Source organism: Paenibacillus vortex V453 (genome assembly GCF_000193415.1).
Taxonomy (GTDB): domain Bacteria; phylum Bacillota; class Bacilli; order Paenibacillales; family Paenibacillaceae; genus Paenibacillus_AQ; species Paenibacillus_AQ glucanolyticus.
The window spans coordinates 153418-171734 of sequence record NZ_ADHJ01000025.1 but is presented as its reverse complement, the minus strand read 5'-3'; the positions used below and the strand labels follow the sequence as shown (position 1 = coordinate 171734).

The 18317-nt window shown below is 44.3% G+C and carries 22 protein-coding genes; 14 read left to right on the top strand and 8 right to left on the bottom strand.

What is annotated here, in order from left to right; all coding sequences use genetic code 11:
- Nucleotides 1–47: 47 nt before the first annotated feature.
- A complete protein-coding gene (locus tag PVOR_RS15675; RefSeq protein ID WP_006210315.1) occupies nucleotides 48–668 on the bottom strand; it encodes a flavin reductase family protein in 621 nt (206 codons plus the stop codon).
- A 98-nt stretch (nucleotides 669–766) separates the two neighbouring features.
- Here PVOR_RS15675 and PVOR_RS15670 point away from each other — a divergent pair, with 98 nt between their 5' ends.
- The gene (locus tag PVOR_RS15670) at nucleotides 767–1456 is read left to right on the top strand and encodes an ArsR/SmtB family transcription factor (protein ID WP_006210311.1); all 690 of its coding nucleotides are present in this window, start codon (nucleotides 767–769) and stop codon (nucleotides 1454–1456) included.
- Between the two features lie 257 nt (nucleotides 1457–1713).
- On the opposite strand, the gene PVOR_RS15665 is transcribed toward PVOR_RS15670, so the two are convergent.
- A complete protein-coding gene (locus tag PVOR_RS15665) occupies nucleotides 1714–2055 on the bottom strand; it encodes a winged helix-turn-helix transcriptional regulator (RefSeq protein WP_006210310.1) in 342 nt (113 codons plus the stop codon).
- A 255-nt stretch (nucleotides 2056–2310) separates the two neighbouring features.
- On the opposite strand from PVOR_RS15665, the gene PVOR_RS15660 reads away from it, so the two are divergent.
- From PVOR_RS15660 to PVOR_RS15640, 5 genes are all read left to right on the top strand, one after another.
- A complete protein-coding gene (locus PVOR_RS15660; protein WP_006210309.1) occupies nucleotides 2311–2673 on the top strand; it encodes a hypothetical protein in 363 nt (120 codons plus the stop codon).
- Between the two features lie 235 nt (nucleotides 2674–2908).
- Nucleotides 2909–3241, top strand: a complete 333-nt coding sequence (locus PVOR_RS15655; protein ID WP_006210308.1) for a PadR family transcriptional regulator — start codon at nucleotides 2909–2911, stop codon at nucleotides 3239–3241.
- Nucleotide 3242: 1 nt separating this feature from the next.
- Nucleotides 3243–3587, top strand: coding sequence for a DUF1048 domain-containing protein (locus PVOR_RS15650; protein ID WP_006210307.1), 345 nt, complete (start codon nucleotides 3243–3245; stop codon nucleotides 3585–3587).
- Between the two features lie 133 nt (nucleotides 3588–3720).
- Entirely contained in the window at nucleotides 3721–4482 is a 762-nt protein-coding gene (locus PVOR_RS15645; protein WP_006210306.1) for an ABC transporter ATP-binding protein, read from the top strand.
- Nucleotides 4483–5232: an ABC transporter permease gene (locus PVOR_RS15640; protein ID WP_006210304.1), complete on the top strand. Its 750-nt coding sequence runs from the start codon at nucleotides 4483–4485 to the stop codon at nucleotides 5230–5232.
- Between the two features lie 174 nt (nucleotides 5233–5406).
- Here the strand turns inward: PVOR_RS15640 and PVOR_RS15635 are convergent, their stop codons facing one another.
- Nucleotides 5407–5985, bottom strand: a complete 579-nt coding sequence (locus PVOR_RS15635; RefSeq protein WP_006210303.1) for a class I SAM-dependent methyltransferase — start codon at nucleotides 5983–5985, stop codon at nucleotides 5407–5409.
- 168 nt (nucleotides 5986–6153) lie between these two features.
- Between PVOR_RS15635 and PVOR_RS15630 the strand changes: the two genes are divergently transcribed.
- The 7 genes from PVOR_RS15630 (at nucleotide 6154) to PVOR_RS15600 (ending at nucleotide 13762) form a co-directional block, all read left to right on the top strand.
- Nucleotides 6154–6507 carry a PadR family transcriptional regulator gene (locus PVOR_RS15630; RefSeq protein WP_006210302.1) on the top strand — a complete coding sequence of 118 codons (354 nt, stop codon included), beginning with the start codon at nucleotides 6154–6156 and terminating at the stop codon, nucleotides 6505–6507.
- Nucleotides 6488–7696 carry a DUF2812 domain-containing protein gene (locus tag PVOR_RS15625; protein WP_006210301.1) on the top strand — a complete coding sequence of 403 codons (1209 nt, stop codon included), beginning with the start codon at nucleotides 6488–6490 and terminating at the stop codon, nucleotides 7694–7696. Before PVOR_RS15630 ends, PVOR_RS15625 begins: the two co-directional genes overlap by 20 nt.
- Nucleotides 7697–7767: 71 nt before the next feature.
- Nucleotides 7768–8403 (top strand): Vat family streptogramin A O-acetyltransferase, encoded by a 636-nt coding sequence (locus tag PVOR_RS15620; RefSeq protein ID WP_006210300.1) that lies wholly within the window; start codon nucleotides 7768–7770, stop codon nucleotides 8401–8403.
- A gap of 500 nt (nucleotides 8404–8903) precedes the next feature.
- Nucleotides 8904–10250, top strand: coding sequence for a lytic polysaccharide monooxygenase (locus tag PVOR_RS15615; protein ID WP_006210296.1), 1347 nt, complete (start codon nucleotides 8904–8906; stop codon nucleotides 10248–10250).
- Between the two features lie 128 nt (nucleotides 10251–10378).
- Nucleotides 10379–11299 carry a protein phosphatase 2C domain-containing protein gene (locus tag PVOR_RS15610; RefSeq protein WP_006210295.1) on the top strand — a complete coding sequence of 307 codons (921 nt, stop codon included), beginning with the start codon at nucleotides 10379–10381 and terminating at the stop codon, nucleotides 11297–11299.
- A 167-nt stretch (nucleotides 11300–11466) separates the two neighbouring features.
- Nucleotides 11467–12093 carry a hypothetical protein gene (locus tag PVOR_RS15605; protein WP_152826243.1) on the top strand — a complete coding sequence of 209 codons (627 nt, stop codon included), beginning with the start codon at nucleotides 11467–11469 and terminating at the stop codon, nucleotides 12091–12093.
- Between the two features lie 322 nt (nucleotides 12094–12415).
- Nucleotides 12416–13762 carry an FAD-binding oxidoreductase gene (locus tag PVOR_RS15600; RefSeq protein ID WP_006210291.1) on the top strand — a complete coding sequence of 449 codons (1347 nt, stop codon included), beginning with the start codon at nucleotides 12416–12418 and terminating at the stop codon, nucleotides 13760–13762.
- A gap of 177 nt (nucleotides 13763–13939) precedes the next feature.
- Here the strand turns inward: PVOR_RS15600 and arsC are convergent, their stop codons facing one another.
- From arsC to PVOR_RS15585, 3 genes are all read right to left on the bottom strand, one after another.
- On the bottom strand, nucleotides 13940–14359 hold the full coding sequence (arsC, locus tag PVOR_RS15595) for an arsenate reductase (thioredoxin) (protein ID WP_006210289.1): 420 nt from the start codon (nucleotides 14357–14359) through the stop codon (nucleotides 13940–13942).
- 25 nt (nucleotides 14360–14384) lie between these two features.
- Complete coding sequence (locus tag PVOR_RS15590; protein WP_006210288.1) at nucleotides 14385–15680, bottom strand: arsenical efflux pump membrane protein ArsB; 1296 nt, start codon at nucleotides 15678–15680, stop codon at nucleotides 14385–14387.
- 79 nt (nucleotides 15681–15759) lie between these two features.
- Nucleotides 15760–16086, bottom strand: coding sequence for a metalloregulator ArsR/SmtB family transcription factor (locus PVOR_RS15585; RefSeq protein WP_006210287.1), 327 nt, complete (start codon nucleotides 16084–16086; stop codon nucleotides 15760–15762).
- A 124-nt stretch (nucleotides 16087–16210) separates the two neighbouring features.
- Here PVOR_RS15585 and PVOR_RS15580 point away from each other — a divergent pair, with 124 nt between their 5' ends.
- On the top strand, nucleotides 16211–16960 hold the full coding sequence (locus PVOR_RS15580) for an HXXEE domain-containing protein (RefSeq protein WP_006210286.1): 750 nt from the start codon (nucleotides 16211–16213) through the stop codon (nucleotides 16958–16960).
- A 55-nt stretch (nucleotides 16961–17015) separates the two neighbouring features.
- Here PVOR_RS15580 and PVOR_RS15575 read toward each other — a convergent pair whose 3' ends face one another.
- A complete protein-coding gene (locus PVOR_RS15575; protein WP_006210285.1) occupies nucleotides 17016–17801 on the bottom strand; it encodes a DJ-1/PfpI family protein in 786 nt (261 codons plus the stop codon).
- Nucleotides 17802–17932: 131 nt separating this feature from the next.
- Nucleotides 17933–18157, bottom strand: a complete 225-nt coding sequence (locus tag PVOR_RS15570; RefSeq protein ID WP_006210284.1) for a hypothetical protein — start codon at nucleotides 18155–18157, stop codon at nucleotides 17933–17935.
- Between the last annotated feature and the right edge of the window lie 160 nt (nucleotides 18158–18317).

Below are 18317 nucleotides of genomic sequence, written 5' to 3'. Positions count from 1 at the left end.
CAAGGCCCGTGAATGGATTACGGGCCTCTTCTTCATGAGTTACAGACTTATGTCTCGGCTCGAAAGGTTTTGCCTAAAGCTTGGCCTAGACCATAATAGTGCCGGAAATTGTAGATAAGCGGACTCCATTTGCCTGGGTCAATGTGTTGTTCATTCTTCATGATGTCCTGATGGGCATGCACATGCACAGCCTGCGTTTCTATAATGCCAAAAAAGGGTGAATCCTCAGGCACCCGAATGTGATTTACCCTGGCTTCAATCTGGATCGGACACTCCAGAATACGAGTCGGCCTGACAACGACGGAATCCACTGGCGTTAATCCGCTTCGTTCAAACTTATCTTTTTCATATGTAAATCCGCTCTCAAGTTTATAGTCCGGAACAGGATATTTCCCTGTCAATGGGGCTAATTGTTCGACATTCTCCCATAATGAAGGGTCCGGTATATTGATGACGCATTCAGGATGTCGTTCCAGATTCTCAATCGCTTTACCCCCAAGGCCGATGCCTAGAATGATATATTCTCCCAGCGCCCATGATGAGGAGATTGGACTAATATTAACGGTGTGATCTTCATTTAGCGTGTTGAGCAGTATAACCGGGGTTCCATAATATAGGATTCTCGGTTTAATTATTTTTGTGTTTATCTTTTGAGCGGTTTTCTTCATACCATCGTTCCTCCCATGAACTATTCTATCTCCACTCATTGTAAAATAAAAAAGGTTCGATGCTCATCGAAATATGGATTACATTAGGGGGGAAGAAGATGAATCCGAATCCAAACATATCACAGATCGCCTCACTGGTAAGCGATGCATCAAGAGCAGCCATCCTGACCGCCTTGTTGGATGGGCGATATCATCCGGCAGGAGAACTAGCGCATATGGCAAATATTAAACCGCAAACGGCCAGCTTTCATTTATCCAAAATGGTTACAGCGAATCTGGTCACCGTTGAAAAACAGGGAAGGCATCGTTATTACGGAATAGCGAATCAGGAAGTAGCCCGGATCATGGAGACCCTTTTATCCATATCGCCACCTGTTGAAATAAGATCATTAAACCAAGCCTTGGAGCATAAAGCGATACGCCATGCAAGGACATGCTACGATCATCTTGCAGGGAGTCTGGGAATCCAATTGACGGATTCGCTTCTCAGCGCAGGAGTCTTATCCGATGTGGGCGATCAATTTACGGTTACAGAAAAGGGAGTTGCCTTCTTCCAGACATTCCAGATCGATCTGGAACGCGTGAAGAAAAAGCGCCGCTCCTTCACGCATCGATGCCTGGATTGGAGTGAGAGACGTCATCACCTTGCCGGAGCATTAGGCCATGCCCTGCTAGAAAGGCTATTAGAATTAGCTTGGATACAACGCATGCCAAAAACCAGGGCTATATCTATCACGCCGGAAGGCAAAAGGGGGCTAAAAGAAACATTCCATATTGATATCGAATAGGCACCATACACATGGGGCAAGCCTATCGCGCGCGCTGTGACGGGATACAATCGTTCTGGAAGCGATGCTTAACCAAAGGGGCTTGAGATCCCGGAGAGGTTTACAAAACTGTCTGTACCAGCATGAACATGGGCTATCTTCCCGGAGCCGCTGCTTTTGCGGTTTTTGGGCTACAAGTTCTTGTTCCGAGTTGAGGACAAGAACTTGTTTTTTTCTGTAGAGGACAAAACTTGTACGAGTCTAAAGTGAATATAGATTCAACGATCCTGGTTCTTGACTCCCCACTCACATAAGCCTTCCAAAACAGGCAATAGGGTTTCCGCTTTCTCTGTGAGACTGTATTCCACCTTAGGGGGAACTTGAGGGTATTCTATCCGTTTTACCATGCCGTCTGCCTCCAACTCTTTAAGCTGTGAACTTAACATTTTATAAGTGATAGCTCCGATCTGCCTTTTCAGATCATTAAAGCGTACCGTCCCGTTCTCGGCGAGAAGGTAGATAATGACCATTTTCCATTTCCCGCCAATCACCGATAAGGTATAACCAAATGGCGTATCTTGAATATTTCTAACCTTACCTTTAAATTCAGCCATACTCATGTTTACACTATCCTTTCTGGAAGTACCTATCTAAAAAGCATATACTGTTTTTTTGTATGATTACATTTTAAACTAGATCTACTTTAAGTAAAGGGGATTATGAGTCCGTATGCTAATCTTTTCTTGAATGATTATTGCGAAATAAAGGCACCAGACGGACTAACCTTAGCCATTGCATAAATGTTGTACAATGAAGTCAGGTAAACCATTGCTTGCGCACACATGCGCTGCAAACGGAGAAAGGACAATATCAATATGGAAAACGTATCTATTTCAGATCAGTTGGAATCCATAAGGTCTCTGCAATCGACAGTCAGCAAACTCAAGAATGCCCTGTCCCAGATGAATCAAAGTGGTGCAAATACTACTCTCGTAAAGAAACGACTTCAAGCTGTTTCTATTGGCTTATCCATGCTGGAGCACGTTTGGAATCAAAGCCCCCATCATCACGGCCAGGAAGAATTAGCAGCTGCTCGCCATGTTATAAATGGTTTATTACCATCCATCCAGAACAGCTACGCTAAGTCTAAGGCTGGCAGTCCCCAAAGAACGCTTCTGGAAAGAAGAATGAGAGCGTTGGAACTTGCTGTTCAAGCGATTGACGATTACACCTCATAAGAAAGGGGAGGGAGTATTCGGGGGCATGAAACGATCGATTCTGTGAGGCTGGAAAAATAATTTATAAAAATAGTTGACGGCACCACTACTCGGTGTTACGATGTACGTGTAATAAGTAATACTAAATAGCGTGATTTCCATAAGCTACGGAGTAAAACTTCCCTTGGAACTATGTTGTACTGAATATATAGGTCAGACTAATTAGAGGAGGGACGAAATAAAGGAGGTTCTGAATATGGACAATTTAACTGAAATGCTGAAGGGTTCGCTGGAAGGCTGCGTATTGGAAATCATCAGCCGCCATGAAACCTATGGCTACGAGATTACCCGCCGATTGAACGATCTAGGGTTTACCGAAGTCGTGGAAGGGACAGTCTACACCATCCTCGTGCGATTAGAAAAGAAACAGTTGGTGAACATCGAAAAGAAGCCGTCAGATATGGGGCCGCCCCGCAAATTTTACTCGCTTAATGAAGCTGGCCGCCAGGAACTTGAATTGTTCTGGGAGAAGTGGGATTTTGTATCATCCAAAATCAACGATTTGAGATCAAAGGAGGATAAAAATTAATATGATGGAACTGTTCAAAAAATTGATCGGTGATAAAAAAGAATACAAGATGATGATGGCACGGGTGGATGCCCTGCCAGAGGATTATCAGTTCGTATTTAAGAAAATTCAAAACTATATGTGGAATTTCGCAACGGGCAGCGGAATGGATATGCTGAACATTCAATATGAATTAATCGAATTGTTTGAAGGTGGTGCGGCGGAAGGAAGACCAGTGCTGGATATCACCGGAGACGATGTGGCTTCCTTCGCCGATGAATTAGTCGCAAATGCGAAAACCTATGTCGCCAAATACCGCGAAGATTTGAATCAGAGCATCCAGAACCGGTTGGGAAAAAATAAATAAATAGATCATATCGACTGATTAGCTGGTTACCCAATGTGAATTGCCGCCTTCGCTATTCAGTTATATTTTTGGTCCGGTACTAAGTAATACTTATTATAAGTCAGACTAAATAGCTTATGAGGAGGAAGAAAGTATGAGTCATGCAGCAATTTCTGTAAAAGAGTTGAAAAAATCCTTTAAAGACAAGGAGGTCTTAAAGGGGGTGGATTTTAAAGTGCAACGTGGTGAGATATTCGCCCTGCTGGGCTCCAATGGAGCGGGCAAGACGACCACGGTGAACATTCTCTCAACGCTGATGAAGCCAGATGGCGGCGAAGCTCGGGTTAGTGGCTTTGATGTGCAGCGTCAACCGGATGATGTTCGCCAGAGCATCAGTCTGACAGGACAATTTGCAGCTATAGACGGCATGCTCACCGGGAGGGAAAACCTGATCATGATCGCCAAGTTGCGGGGCGTTTCCAATCCCGATCAAGTTGCCGACAATCTGCTTGCAAGATTCAGCCTGACTGATGCGGCCCATCGCCGGGCAGACCAATACTCCGGTGGGATGAAGCGCCGGATTGACATCGCCATGAGTTTGATTGGAACGCCAGCCGTCATTTTTCTCGACGAACCGACGACAGGACTTGATCCCGAAGGGCGAATTGAAGTCTGGGATACCGTCAAGGAGCTTGCCGGAGGCGGCACGACGATCTTGCTGACGACCCAGTACCTGGAGGAAGCCGAACAACTGGCAGACCGTATCGCCATCCTGCATGGCGGGAAAATTATCAAGACCGGTACCCTTACCGAACTCAAAGCGATGTTCCCGCCAGCGAAAGTGGAATATATCGAGAAGCAGCCGACGCTGGAGGAAATTTTCCTGGCGATGATCGGCAATAAGGAGGGAATGTAAATGAAAAGCAACACAGGGATATTACTTGGGCGTTTAATGCGCAACATCATGCGCAGCCCGGATACGATTATCACGGTGGCAATTACGCCGATTATGATGATGCTGTTGTTTGTCTACGTATTAGGGGGGGCCATAGAGACCGGCACGGACAACTACGTCAATTATTTATTGCCGGGAATCTTGCTGATGGCTATCGCATCGGGTGTAGCATACACGAGCCTTCGGCTGTTTAATGATGTAAAGAGCGGGCTGATGTCGCGTTTCATTACCATGCCTATTAAGCGCTCGTCGGTATTATGGGCGCACGTATTGACTTCGCTTGTATCCAATGCGCTTACGATTGTAGTGGTTTTCCTCGTAGCGCTCCTGATGGGCTTCCGTTCCAGTGCGAATATCCTGGATTGGCTCGCGGTAGCGGGTATGCTCGGACTGTTTACACTGGCGCTGACATGGCTGGCGGTCATTCCCGGATTGACGGCGGGGTCTATGGAAGGGGCGACAGCCTACTCGTATCCGTTGATTTTCCTTCCGTTTATCAGTTCGGCTTTTGTTCCAACCGAGACTATGCCTACCATTGTCCGTGTGTTCGCTGAGAACCAGCCCGTGACTTCCATCGTGAATGCCATTCGGGCCCTCTTGCAGGAAGGGACTGTCGGCAACGATATCTGGATCGCGCTTGCCTGGTGTGTCGGTATCATGATTATCGCTTATTTCTTTGCAAGTAAAGCATTTAAACGCCAGTTAGGCTAAATACACCATGATGGTTATTACATCAATTGAGCAGAACTTTTAAAATCAGATGAATAAGACAGAGGCAGCCGACCCGATGGAGCGGCTGCTTTTGCTCATATTACGGATGAATCTATAGCAAGTCATACTACTAAGCAATCAATCCTCTTTCCCCCATCAGGAACAGCTCATTCATCAAAAAGCATACACATACACCTTGGTGCATAGCGCATCCCGGCACGTGATGGTACGCAGCGGTACCTTGCCTGGCAAAGCAAAACAGACACTAATCACCCTGGCACCAGCCGGCAGTTCCCGGATGAATTTGTCCACGAGAAGATTCATCGCTCCGGGGAATAAATAACAGATCACACAATCCGCATGTTCATATGAACGGCTGTAGATATCGCCACGAATGAATCGCAGCCGTCCCTCCAGAGAATTCCGACTGCCTCTGGTCTGTCGAATGCGGACATTTACAAACGCAAGCAGCTGCGATGACCACAAGGGGACGAGTGAGTTTTCAATACCCGTAAGCCGTTTCCCAGGACAAGACCTGACCACGTCCAGAGCCAGCGTTCCCCACCCGGAGCCCGCTTCAATCACATTACCGTAACCGGGAATGCGGTTTACTTCCTGAATAACGACCTGTCTGACATGACTGGATGCAGGCATGGGCGAGATTCCGTTTTTCCAGCTGACCAGCACGATGGAGACCACCAATATAAGTGTCACCAGAGCAATCAACCATAGTATGAATTGAAATATGACCATAACCTCAACCCTTTGTATTTAAAATAAGAGGCTTTTACTTCTACATCATAACAAGAGAAGCTCCCCCAGGTCCAAATAGGCAGTGTTGAATTTTATGTCACGACGTGATATAGTCGTGACGTGATATATATAGTTGTGACATAGTTGAACAATACAAAGACAAGTGAGGTGGAAATTCTGGACATTGAAAAAGTGCTGAAAAAATATATACCCATGACTGAAACGGCCTTTTATATTCTTCTGTCCTTGGCTGAACCGCGTCACGGATATGGAATTGTTAAACACGTGGAGGAAATTTCCAATTCGCGAATCCGATTAGGTTCAGGTACTGTATACGGAACTTTAACAAAAATGCAAAAAGACGGGATAATAACCGTATTTGCCGACGAGGAAAGAAAAACGGTATACGGAGTGACTGAGATCGGACAAAAATTAATCATGGCTGAGATCGACAGACTTAAAGAGCTGTACCAGAATGCATTGAAATATGGGGAGGGTTTTTATGATAACAAAGATTTTTAGGCCATTCTGGAGTTATGATGTACAGAAAACCGAAGAGTGGCTCTCCTCTATGGCGGAAAAGGGTCACCAATTAGTGAAAATAAATAAAGGTACACGGCTTTTTATCTTTGAGCAAGCTGAGCCGAGAAAAAGAACGTACAGGATCGGATTCGACAAAATCCAACCCCATTTGCTTTCTAAAGTTTTATTAGATGATGGATGGGTGAAGATTCTGCAAAGTGGAAGGTGGTATGTAACGGCGAATGAACAACCTCAGGAATTAATTAAGACCTTCCCAGTACGCGAAGGCATAGTCAAGCACAATAAGTCGATAGGGTACATCTTCGCAAGTGTTTTAATCTATTTAACGATCATTGTTATGTTTAATCTTATCATCCGCTCGACATTGTTTTTTCAAGATGTACCGGTTCATTTTGTCGAAAGTCCTCTTTGGATTTTAACATACAGTTCAATGGGCATTGGAATTGCCCTATGGGTACTTGCACTTTATTCTGTTATGAAAATTAACAAGATCAACAAGAAATTGATCGCAGAAAACACACATCGAAAGAAACTCCAGGGAAGCGGCACCGTTGAAAGAAGGTTAAGCCAGGATGAAGAGAAGTGGTTAATGCGTTCAGGTCAACTAGTGGTTAAGAGAAGAATTGCATGGATGTATGCTCCGGATAAGCTTGAAAAGTGGCTTGAAGCAATGGAAGAACAGGGGCTTAATCTTTTTCGTGTTGGTAAAACAGGAACCGTTTTTTATTTTAAAATAGGAAGTCCTCGCAAAATAAGTTATTGCGCGGATTATCAAAATAATACAGATGAAAGCTACTTCGATATTCATAGAGATGCTGGCTGGGAGAGTGCTTATGTTTCCACCTCATCCTTTCAAAAATGGACTCTATGGAGCCGTGAATACTCAATGGGCGAGGAAGAACCACAAATCTACAGTGATAAATCACATCAATTAAAACATGCTAGACGTATAGCCGTCACCTATTCTTGTATGTTCATTCCATTAGTCATTTTTAATATTTTATTCATAGGGGCAAATATTCATCAGATGTTCAACTACAATCTGGATAAAATTGAACTTTTAAACATGATTTTGTTTGTCATATTAATCTTAATCTATGGTTCGTTCTCAATCAGGACTTGGCTGTACTACAGGCGACTAAGTAAGCGTTATAATTACAATATGTGACTATAATGGCGTTTTCTCGTACGGAGTAGAACATCGTCTTATTAACTAAAACACGAAGGAGGGACATGGATATGCAATATGGGCCTGATCCTCATGCAATCTACCCTAATGAAGCAATTAAAAGCATATGCTATATTAAAAACGTTGTAACACGTCCCAATATTATTGTTGGTGAATACACGTATTATGACGACATAAACGGTGCTGACGAGTTTGAAAAGCATGTCACACATCACTATGAATTTATTGGAGATAAACTGATTATCGGAAAATTTTGCGCAATAGCAAAGGGAATTGAATTTGTCATGAATGGTGCAAATCATAGAATGCAGAGTGTCACTACCTATCCATTCAACATTATGGGCAATGGTTGGGAGAGATCGACTCCAGCACTGGAAGATTTGCCCTTTAAAGGTGATACTGTAATTGGAAACGATGTGTGGATCGGACAAAATGTTACCGTAATGCCAGGTGTCCATATTGGTGATGGAGCAATTATTGCTGCCAACTCTGTTGTTGCAAAAGATGTCCCTCCTTACCATATTGCAGGCGGGAATCCCTGCAAAATAATTAAGAAAAGATTTGATGACGACCTCATCAATGATCTCCTGGCCATTAAATGGTGGAACTGGCCAGCTCGTAAAATTTTTGATAATCTTGAAGCCCTATGCAGCGGGGATCTTACAAAAATCAAGGAAATTAAATAACTCATTATAAACAGAGTGGGAAGTCGAGAATAAGGCTTCCCACTTTGCTGTTCGGTGGAGTAAAGATATACTTTCTAATACAGGAAAAATATGGTTTAATTGTATTACGCGTTTGGCACCAAGCACCGACAGCCGTAGATAACATTCCATTTGCGCTCAAGACAGTCCTCCATCTTTAGTCGGGTTAACTAAATCCATACTTCATGGCCCCATTCTGCATGTTCATAGAATCCTCGATTTCATCCACAATCACGCATCTTGGCATATTCTATAGAGTTCGAACAACGAAGATTTTACCAACTCTTCGAACCTCTCCCAGCTTGTGTGTGGAACGAACGAATATAAGCTCCCATGTGAGTTTATATATATTTTCGTGATCATGAAGGAGGCGGTAGTGTTTATAGGGATTGAGGGTTTGGAGGTTTATTTTAAATAGGAGGTGAGTTACAAGCAGCTATGGGCTCTCAGATTAACAAAATATAATAATGGAGGAATTCATGATGCCTGAAGTACGTTTATTTTGTGTTAATAAGTCCAGAATGCTGATTACTAGCGGAATTATATTCATGTTTTTATTTGCAATGTCGCTGTTGCTTACGGAACAAGCTTCCGCCCACGGAAATGTGACCAACAGTCGTGCAGGACTCTGTGAGAGCAACGTTAATAAAAACTGTGGATTGATTATTTATGAGCCCTATAGCTTGGAAGCTCATAAAGGGTTTCCGGCCGGAGGCCCTGCCGATGGGAAAATTGCAAGCGCAGGCGTACAGCATTTCTCTCCGCTTGACGAGCAGTCGGCAACGCGTTGGTCCAAAGTGAACATAGCACCGGGTTCAAACACATTTAATTGGAAGATTAAAGTACCGCATGCAACAGCGAGCTGGAAATATTACATCACGAAGCAGAACTGGAACCCTAATGCACCGTTAACTCGCGATTCCTTCGACTTAACTCCTTTCTGTACGGTGCCTTACAACGGTCAAATGCCTGGCAGTACCTATTCGGACACTTGTAACGTACCAAGTCGTACCGGATATCAAGTCATTCTAGCGGTCTGGGAAATTTCGGACACGCTAAATGCCTTCTATAATGTAATTGACGTTGATTTCGGTGGTAGCGTTGACAATATCGCACCTACTGCCCCTACAGCAGCTGCAGTATCCAATATTGGGACAACAAGCGCAACGATTACTTGGAATGCTTCTACAGACAACACAGGTGTAATTGGATACCGAATTTTCAACGGCCCCAACCAAATTGGATCGACTAACGGTGCATTAACCTTCAACGCAACGGGTCTTACAGCCAATACTGTCTATAACTTGACGGTTAAAGCGATTGATGCAGCCGGTAACATCTCCGCCGCGAGCAATGCCGTTTCCTTTACAACGCTTCCTGTGACGGGTCCAGATACAGAGGCGCCAACAGCACCTGGCCATCTTCATGTCATGGGAACCAGAACATCCACAACGATCCCTCTCATGTGGGATGCTTCTACCGATAATGTAGGAGTGACAGGCTATCAAATATTTGCAGGCAATACGCTGGTAGCCACGGTCTCGGGTGGAGCGACCATCGAACATCTTGTGACTGGCTTGACGCCGGATACCTTCTATCAATTTACTGTCAAAGCCGTTGATGCCGCTGGCAATGTATCCGCTGCAAGCAACGTTCTGACTGCAAGTACACCCCCAGCTCCAACCACTTATCCTGCTTGGAATTCTTCTACAGCCTATCTAGGTGGAACCAAAGTCACACATAACGGCTCCAACTATGAAGCAAAATGGTGGACACAAGGTGAAACACCTGGAGCGCCAGGTGTTGATGTGTGGAAACTGATCCCTTAGTATAAGGGATATCATACGAGCTATCTATAAATGGCGGGAAAGCATGTTCGAGATGCTGCCCGCCATTTTGTTGTAGCTGCTTACGGGCAGGATAGTACGGCATCCATGTTGAACTATGGATAGAGTGTATGAATAAGAAGTGTGACTATGAGATTGGAGAACGGAGTGACAAGTTGTTTGTAACTTTTGAGGTTATCACCCAAAAAGGCGTTGGGCTACTAAACGAGGATGCCGTTATTTCTCATCCCACAGCAAATGTGTACGGAGTTGTGGATGGAGTATCTTCATTGACAGCCTACTTAAACACCAACAAGGAAACTGGCGGTTTTATTGCAGCGAATCTGTTAAGAGACTACTTCGAATCTCTTGCTGAACTTGGAAGTCTAAGGGACCATATAGTTGAGGTCAATAATCTTCTTAGAGAACAAATGGTACTTGCAAATATTGACTTGGAGAAAAAAGAAGAGCTTTGGGGAGCGGCATTGTCCATCCTACATGTTCAGGATGATGGTGTGGAATTCATACAGACGGGGGATTGCATGATTCTGGCCGTGTATGATAATGGAGAGGTACGCCCTTTAACTTGGAGACAAGTTTCTCACTTAGAAGCACCGGCATTCGCTAAATGGCAGGAAGGAATATCGAGGGGCTTGAACACCCAGAAGGAGCTTCATGAAACCGTGATTGATACAATAACCAAGAACAGATATCAGTCTAACACGGATGGAGGCTACGGAGTCCTCAATGGGGAGAAGAATGCCGTGCGTTTCCTCGAATACGGAAAAATTAATCTGACAGGTCTGAAACATATTATTTTGTTGACCGACGGGATGTTTTTGCCGAGCAGTGTCGTGCCTGAACAGAACTCGTATTGGAGCTTTGTTGCCCATGAAATATTAACAAAAGGTATCAAACTGTACACTCAAGAGTTACTGGAACTTGAAGATAGCGACCCAGAGTGTATAAACCATATCCGATTTAAGAAATCGGATGACAAGACCGCAATGGTGATTCATTTTCAAAGCGATAAACCTGACGAGTGTAGCTAAGAAGAATACCGCGGCAGCTGATTTGAATGGATTAGTGCCAATACAAGGTCGATAACTTGTTGAAAACAGGTTATAAGCTGGAGAGGTAAATGTAAAAGGGAGGATTAAACAGCGTGTGGAATTATAGAAAATCAAGATTCTGGCTGCTTCTATTCTCAATTGTTATTATGTTAGCAGTTGCATCCGTACAGATTACGAACTCGAAGAATACACCATCAGGTGAGGAAGCCTCTTTGGAGCTACCAGAGAAATCAGCAGCAGAGATCTTAGGGGACCTGGCCAATCAACAATTTTCAATTCTAGGAAGTCAAATTCGTGATGATGATAAAGAAACCGTTGTCGCATTCGCAAAAGCTTTTGTGAATTTATATACCGGTGCTATTGCAGAACAACAAACAGTCTCATTTAACAATTACATATCGAACGGGAATCTTCTTGAGTACACAAATACCATGTTAGAGTTGGAACAAAGGCAGGAAGTGAAGGGAGCCGTCAGGTTCATTTTCGGTTTGGAAAATGAATTTAAACAAGCAGAACTTCAGAAACTTGATGGCAACCTGTTTTTCGTGGAGTTGCCTTTTTCGAACCAAGGTGCTGGAATGAGCCTCAAGCTGTTAGTTCAAGCTGAAAACAAGGCATTAAAAATCGTGGATTTATACTTTGGCAACAAAGATGGTGTGGATACGATTGTAACAGGACATCCCGCTGTCAGAAAACTTCAAGATCCCAAACGATGGGATGACCAAGTATGGGTGGATGGCGTTTTTGAAAAGCTTGAAAAAATAGGGATTTGAATGGATTTCAGAAAACCAACTCTTTTTCAGAGTTGGTTTTTTTTGATACTGCGATGAATTCGCTCTATTTTTCGTGCTCATTAATTTTAATGGTGATGAATCCGAGCGAGTCGGAAGAGGCTGCTTATATGGTTTGCAAAACTTGGTTATTCACACCATGAGTTGAATGTCTAAATGACGGACGATAAGAACTTTTCTGACGCAAGCTGCATATCCGCTCCAGCCCATACGCCACATCACGTTCCTACATACGTTATATAGAATCTGCCTAACTTTATGATAAAAAGCATACTCATTCCAAATAAGGAGTCGGTTAAATCAAATGAGATCAGAGGTTAAGCTTACAGGACGAGTGATTTTTAGGGGAGACCCTGGTTATGAAGCAGCCCGCAAGAACTGGGATCCGCATACGGACCGATATCCGAAAGTGTTCGTATTCGCTCAGAAAACACAGGATGTGGCAAACGCTATCCGCTGGGCTCGCAAGAATAATGTCCCGTTACGTCCGAGAAGTGGCAGGCATGCCCTGGAGGGCAATCTTTCACAGGTTAATGGAGGACTTGTCATCGACGTTAGCGAGATGAAGAAGATTCAATTGAACAAAAAGAGCCGTACAGCCGTTGTGGAGACAGGGAACCAGGTAGGAAGAATCGTGGATACGCTGGCGCGGCAAGGCTATATGGCGCCATTTGGCGATAGTCCGAGCGTTGGGATCGGCGGCATTACGCCGGGCGGTGGAATCGGGCCGCTGCAGCGGACGACGGGGCTCATCAGCGATAATCTGATCGAACTCGAAATGGTGGACGCGAAAGGGAGAATCATTCGAGCGAATAAGAAACAAAATTCCGATCTCCTCTGGGCTTCCCGCGGTGGTGGCGGTGGCAACTTCGGTGTCTACACCAAATACAAATTCAAAGTGCTGCGCGCTCCGGCTAATGCTACCGTATTCAGCATCATCTGGCCATGGGAGCAGTTCGAGAAAGTCGTGAAGAAATGGCAGGTATGGGCTCCTAACGCCAGCACTAAGCTCGGCAGCGAATTAAGTGTCGGTCCCAAAAAAGGCGGGAATGTCAGCATGCTGGGGGTCTACCTCGGGTCAAAAAGCGAGGCGCTTCGTCAGTTGGAGCCTATTCTTAGCGTCGGTACACCGACTCAAAAAACCATTCGTTACCTGCCTTACAGGGAAGCAACGAAGTTTTTGCTAGCCCCTGATCCAGTGCTTACGCAAAGGTTCAGTAACCAGTTCTCCAGCGGCTTTGGCAAACGCCCATTTCCGAATAAAGCTTACAAAACCATACGTAAATTCTTAGAAAAAGCTGAAGGGGGCACGCCAGCCGGCTTCTACTTCCTGAACTGGGGCGGGGCCATAAGTCGTATCGCACCTCGAGCCACCGCATTCTATTGGCGAAAACCCAAATTTTACGTTGAATGGAACAGCTCATGGGTGAAGCCATCCCATGCTGCCAGAAATATCGCCTTAGCTCGGAACACCAGGAAGAAGCTGCAGCCTTACATCGTAGGTTCCTATATTAACGTTCCGGACCAAGGCATCAAATGTTCAGGGCCAGTCTATTATGGAAAGAACTACGCCAGATTAAAAAGAGTGAAAGCGAAGTACGATCCGAATAATGTATTTAACAATCCGCAGAGCATTCCTCCAGCTAAATAAGGACAGAGCAGCTAACATCGGAGTTAAGGCAGTGAGATTCAAGCGGTTCGATATGTATTGATGGTTAGATGCCGAAGAACAAGCCCTAGGGATGATCTGACCCCAATTGTTAGAGACACACACTAACAGTTGGGGTTCAGTTCAGCTCACCGGCTTGTTCTATTTGTTATCTCTAGTTCATTCACCCGTTTCGGCAAACCGTTGAATTCTATGACCAATCTCATCCCGAACCTTCTGGAATACTGACCATTTTTCTTCATCTGTTCCTTGGGCTTTGGCGGGATCATCAAACCCCCAATGTTCTCTTCTTACGTTCGGTGGAGTGACAGGGCATTTATCCGCAGCATCACCACACAGCGTCACAACCAAATCTGCGTTATATAGCAGTTCTGGATCGATGATATCGGAGGTTTGGTCTGAAATGTCAATGCCAATCTCATGCATAGCTCGAACAGCATTCGGATTCAGGCCATGTGCTTCGATACCCGCGCTGTAAACATTCCAGCCAATTCCCAGATGTTTTTTTGCCCACCCTTCTGCGATCTGACTCCGGCATGAGTTACCTGTGCACAAAAAGTATATCGTTTTTTTCTCCATGATGTATCTTCTCCTTATATATGAATTACAAAAAAGTTAACCACAGATAAAGCCCCAGCAAAGTAATAAATAATGTCGGGATCGTGAGGATCATCCCCGTTTTAAAGTATGTCCCCCAAGAAATCTTAACCCCTTTGTTGGAAAGCACATGAAGCCATAGCAAGGTAGCCAATGAGCCGATAGGTGTTATTTTTGGTCCCAAATCAGAACCGATTACGTTAGCATATATCAGCGCTTCTCGGATCGCTTCAGACGTCTGGGTAGCGTCAATAGCGAGCGCATCAATCATAACAGTGGGCAGATTGTTCATGATAGATGACAGAATCGCAGCAATGAACCCCATACCCATTGTAGCGGCAAACAATCCTTGATCTGCAACGGATTGTATTACTTGTGCCAGCAGGTCTGTAAGCCCTGCATTTCGAAGTCCATACACCACGACATACATGCCAATGGAGAAAAAGACAATGGACCAGGGAGCTCCTTTGAGAACCTCTTGAGTTGGGACGCTGCGGCTCCTTTGAGCACATAGCAGGAACATAAAAGCTATGATACCTGCTATGACGGACACTGGAATACCAAGAAACTCGCTAATAAAATACCCGAACAATAGAAGCGTGAGGACATACCAGGAAATACGGAACATCAAGGGATCCTTGATGGCATCAGTTGGCTTCTTCAGGCGAGTGGCTTCAAATTGCCGCGGAATGCTTTTTCGGAAGAAGAGGTACAGGACTAAGATGCTGGTGACCAAAGAAAACAAATTCGGTATGATCATACGACTGGCGTATTCCGTGAACCCGATCCCAAAGAAATCAGCGGAAACGATATTGACCAAGTTACTTACAACGAGCGGAAGTGAGGTGGTATCCGCGATAAATCCACTCGCGATGATGAAGGGAAATACTTTTTTCTCATCGAAATTAAGCGCCCTTACCATTGCCAACACGATGGGTGTCAGAATCAACGCTGCTCCATCGTTTGCAAAAAATGCAGCTACGATAGCGCCCAAAACACTGACGTACACAAACATACGGATGCCACTTTCCCGAGCAGCTCGTGCCATATGCAGCGCAGCCCATTCAAAAAATCCAATCTTATCTAAGATTAAAGAAATGATGATAATTGCGACAAAAGCCAGGGTTGCATTCCAGACCATTTGAGTTACGTCCCAGACGTCTTGGATATTAACTACTCCTACAAGCAACGCAAGGACAGCACCGGCACAAGCTGACCATCCGATGGATAAATTTCGAGGCTGCCAAATGACCAGAGTTAAGGTAATCAAAAAAATAATACATGCTAAAATAACAGTTACCATTACGACCTCCGTTAATGATTAAGTCAGTATTTCATCGATCATTATATAACTATGTACTTATATAAAGGGCGCAAAAAACTCATTTGCAAATGAAAGTTATATCTTTCTTATTCAGGACGTTTAAAATAGTCCTCGAATCGGGTGTGTATTCGAGTACTGACTTAATATAGGGTTTATCATCTACATTCAAGGAGTAATACACCCACTGTCCGCGCTTATCTTCTTTTACAAGGCCCTGGGATTTTAACTTCCGTAAATGCTGACTCACACCAGGCTGAGAAATCTCCAGGATATCAACAAGCTCGCATACGCAAAACTCCCGGTCCTTCAGCAAAGCCAAAATGGTGAGACGTGTACCATCGCTTAACAGTTTCAACTTTTCGACCATTTCGTGGATCTGCTCCAATTCAACTCCTCCTTGCCCATTAAATATAAGTGAATGCTTATATAATATTCGGATATCCGTTAAAAATCAACTGAGACAGCAGCTGAAGCTTCCATAAATTCAACCAATAAAAGGGGGACTGGATATGAAATTTTATAGCAGAAATTGGTATTATATAGGTGGTATCTTATTTGTGATCATGTCCTTCGTCATGGGCTTTTTTGGAGACGGCGTCAGCCAAATTGAAAAAATCCTGATTTTCAGTTTTATGTCATTGCTGGTTCACCAATTCGAAGAGTATGGACTGCCTGGCGGCTTTCCTGCTTTTTTTAATGTCATCATGAACGGTGAGAAGGAAGCGCCCGACAGATATCCGCAAAATAGCCAGCTTGCCATGGTAGTAAACGTCGTGTTAGCTTATCCGTTCTACATGGCTGCGATTATATTTTCAGATGCTATCTGGTTAGGATTAGCAACCATGTACTTTGGATTCTCCCAAATACTCATGCATGGCATAGTAATGAACAGAAAATTGAAGAGCTTTTATAATCCAGGACTTGCGGCGAGTATTTTTCTGCATGGTCCGATAGGGGTGTATTATACTTGGTACGTTACAACCCATGATCTTGCGGGTACCTGGGATTATATTGCTGGCATTATTGCAATGATTGCAGCAGCGGTCATAATCGTAGCACTTCCGATCAAGCTTTTTTCAAGCAGACAGGCAAAGTACCCATTCTCGCAAGAAGAGATGGAACGATTTGGCATGTCAGAAAAAGCAAAGCGGCTTAGCGAGCCTATGAGGGTTCAAAAAAGTAATACATTCTGTTTCTGTTTCATCATTATGTATAGATCGGAACAAGGAGGGCATCTCGCAAGATGTAAGATCCTTTGAGATACCCTCTTGCTTGTATTTCACCTTCGGGCATGGACAATAAGGGCGGGAACGGTTATTGCCCCTGTCTTGGCTGATCAGCCTCGAAATGAATCGGCGCAATGCCTGTTGCTTGCCATACTGTTCCTCTACGCTCGTACTCGAATAACTTTTCGATGGCATTCGCAATCTGTGGCCCTACTTCACGCTCAACCAAATACAAGGCCACGTCAAGTCCGGAAGTAACACCTCCGGGAGTCACCAAGCGCGGAGTATCTTCCACGATTCTTGCATCAACCGGAATTGCCCCGAGAGCTCCTAGTGCACCCATGCCTATTTGATTGGTGACAGCATATCTGTCTTTCAACAAACCACCCATAGCCAGCACCAATGAACCTCCACACACGGTAACCACTGTGACTTCCTTATTATTTAAAGCTTGTTTCATCATACTTGTTAAAGCAGTATCCTTAGCCTGCTTCAATATATTAGGAATAGAATCTTCTGATTTTCCGGCTGGCTTACCCGAAGCTCCAGGAACCACAATAATTCCAGAACGAACGGGGTCAATTACGCCTTGCGCTTCAAGGGAGGGCCCATTCAGACCGCTCGGAACCGAACGCTTGCCTTCTGCGGATACCAATTCTACTGTGACTTTCCCTCCGGAGTACATTCCAGCGGCAGCGAATACTTCATATGGCGCTAACGCGTCCAGCAGATCGAACCCATCGAACAGTACGATTTGAACATGTACACTTTTGTCCTTGGCATCTTGATCCTTTTTTGTATTCGCACTTGCTACGGGGGCAAACAGACTTAACATAAGCGTTAACGACATGAGTAAGCTAATCATTTTTTTCATCCTATACCAATTCCTCTCGTTTTGTTTGAAAGATGATGTTTGGGATAACTAACCCCAGTGCGATAGAGCCGTAAATGTCGATGGTGTAGTCACCCGACGCGCTAGGTACGACAATGATACCCGCAATCTTCCTAGTCTCTATTAGACAGAAAATCTTTCAGCATGCGATATTCCTTCTCATCTATTTCGCCTTTGGCCATTCGCTCCTTCAGAATCATAGCAAAGTCATGCTTTTGATGATCACCTTTTTGTCGATGACGAATCGCGTATACACGAACCGCTAGGAAAGAAAACAGCGTGAGACAAAATAAAGCGCCGAACGGGAAAAATGAGAAAGCTTCATTTTCTAAACCCATATGGAAACCTCCTTCATTGAGTATTCTGTGAGAAGACGATTTTCCGAAATTCAAAGAATCCGTGCTCCCAAATAAAAGCATAACAAACAAATATCTCAAACGAAGATGTAGAAAGGTCTCAAAATTATAAACAAATCATCACAATACAAAAGCTCGTATA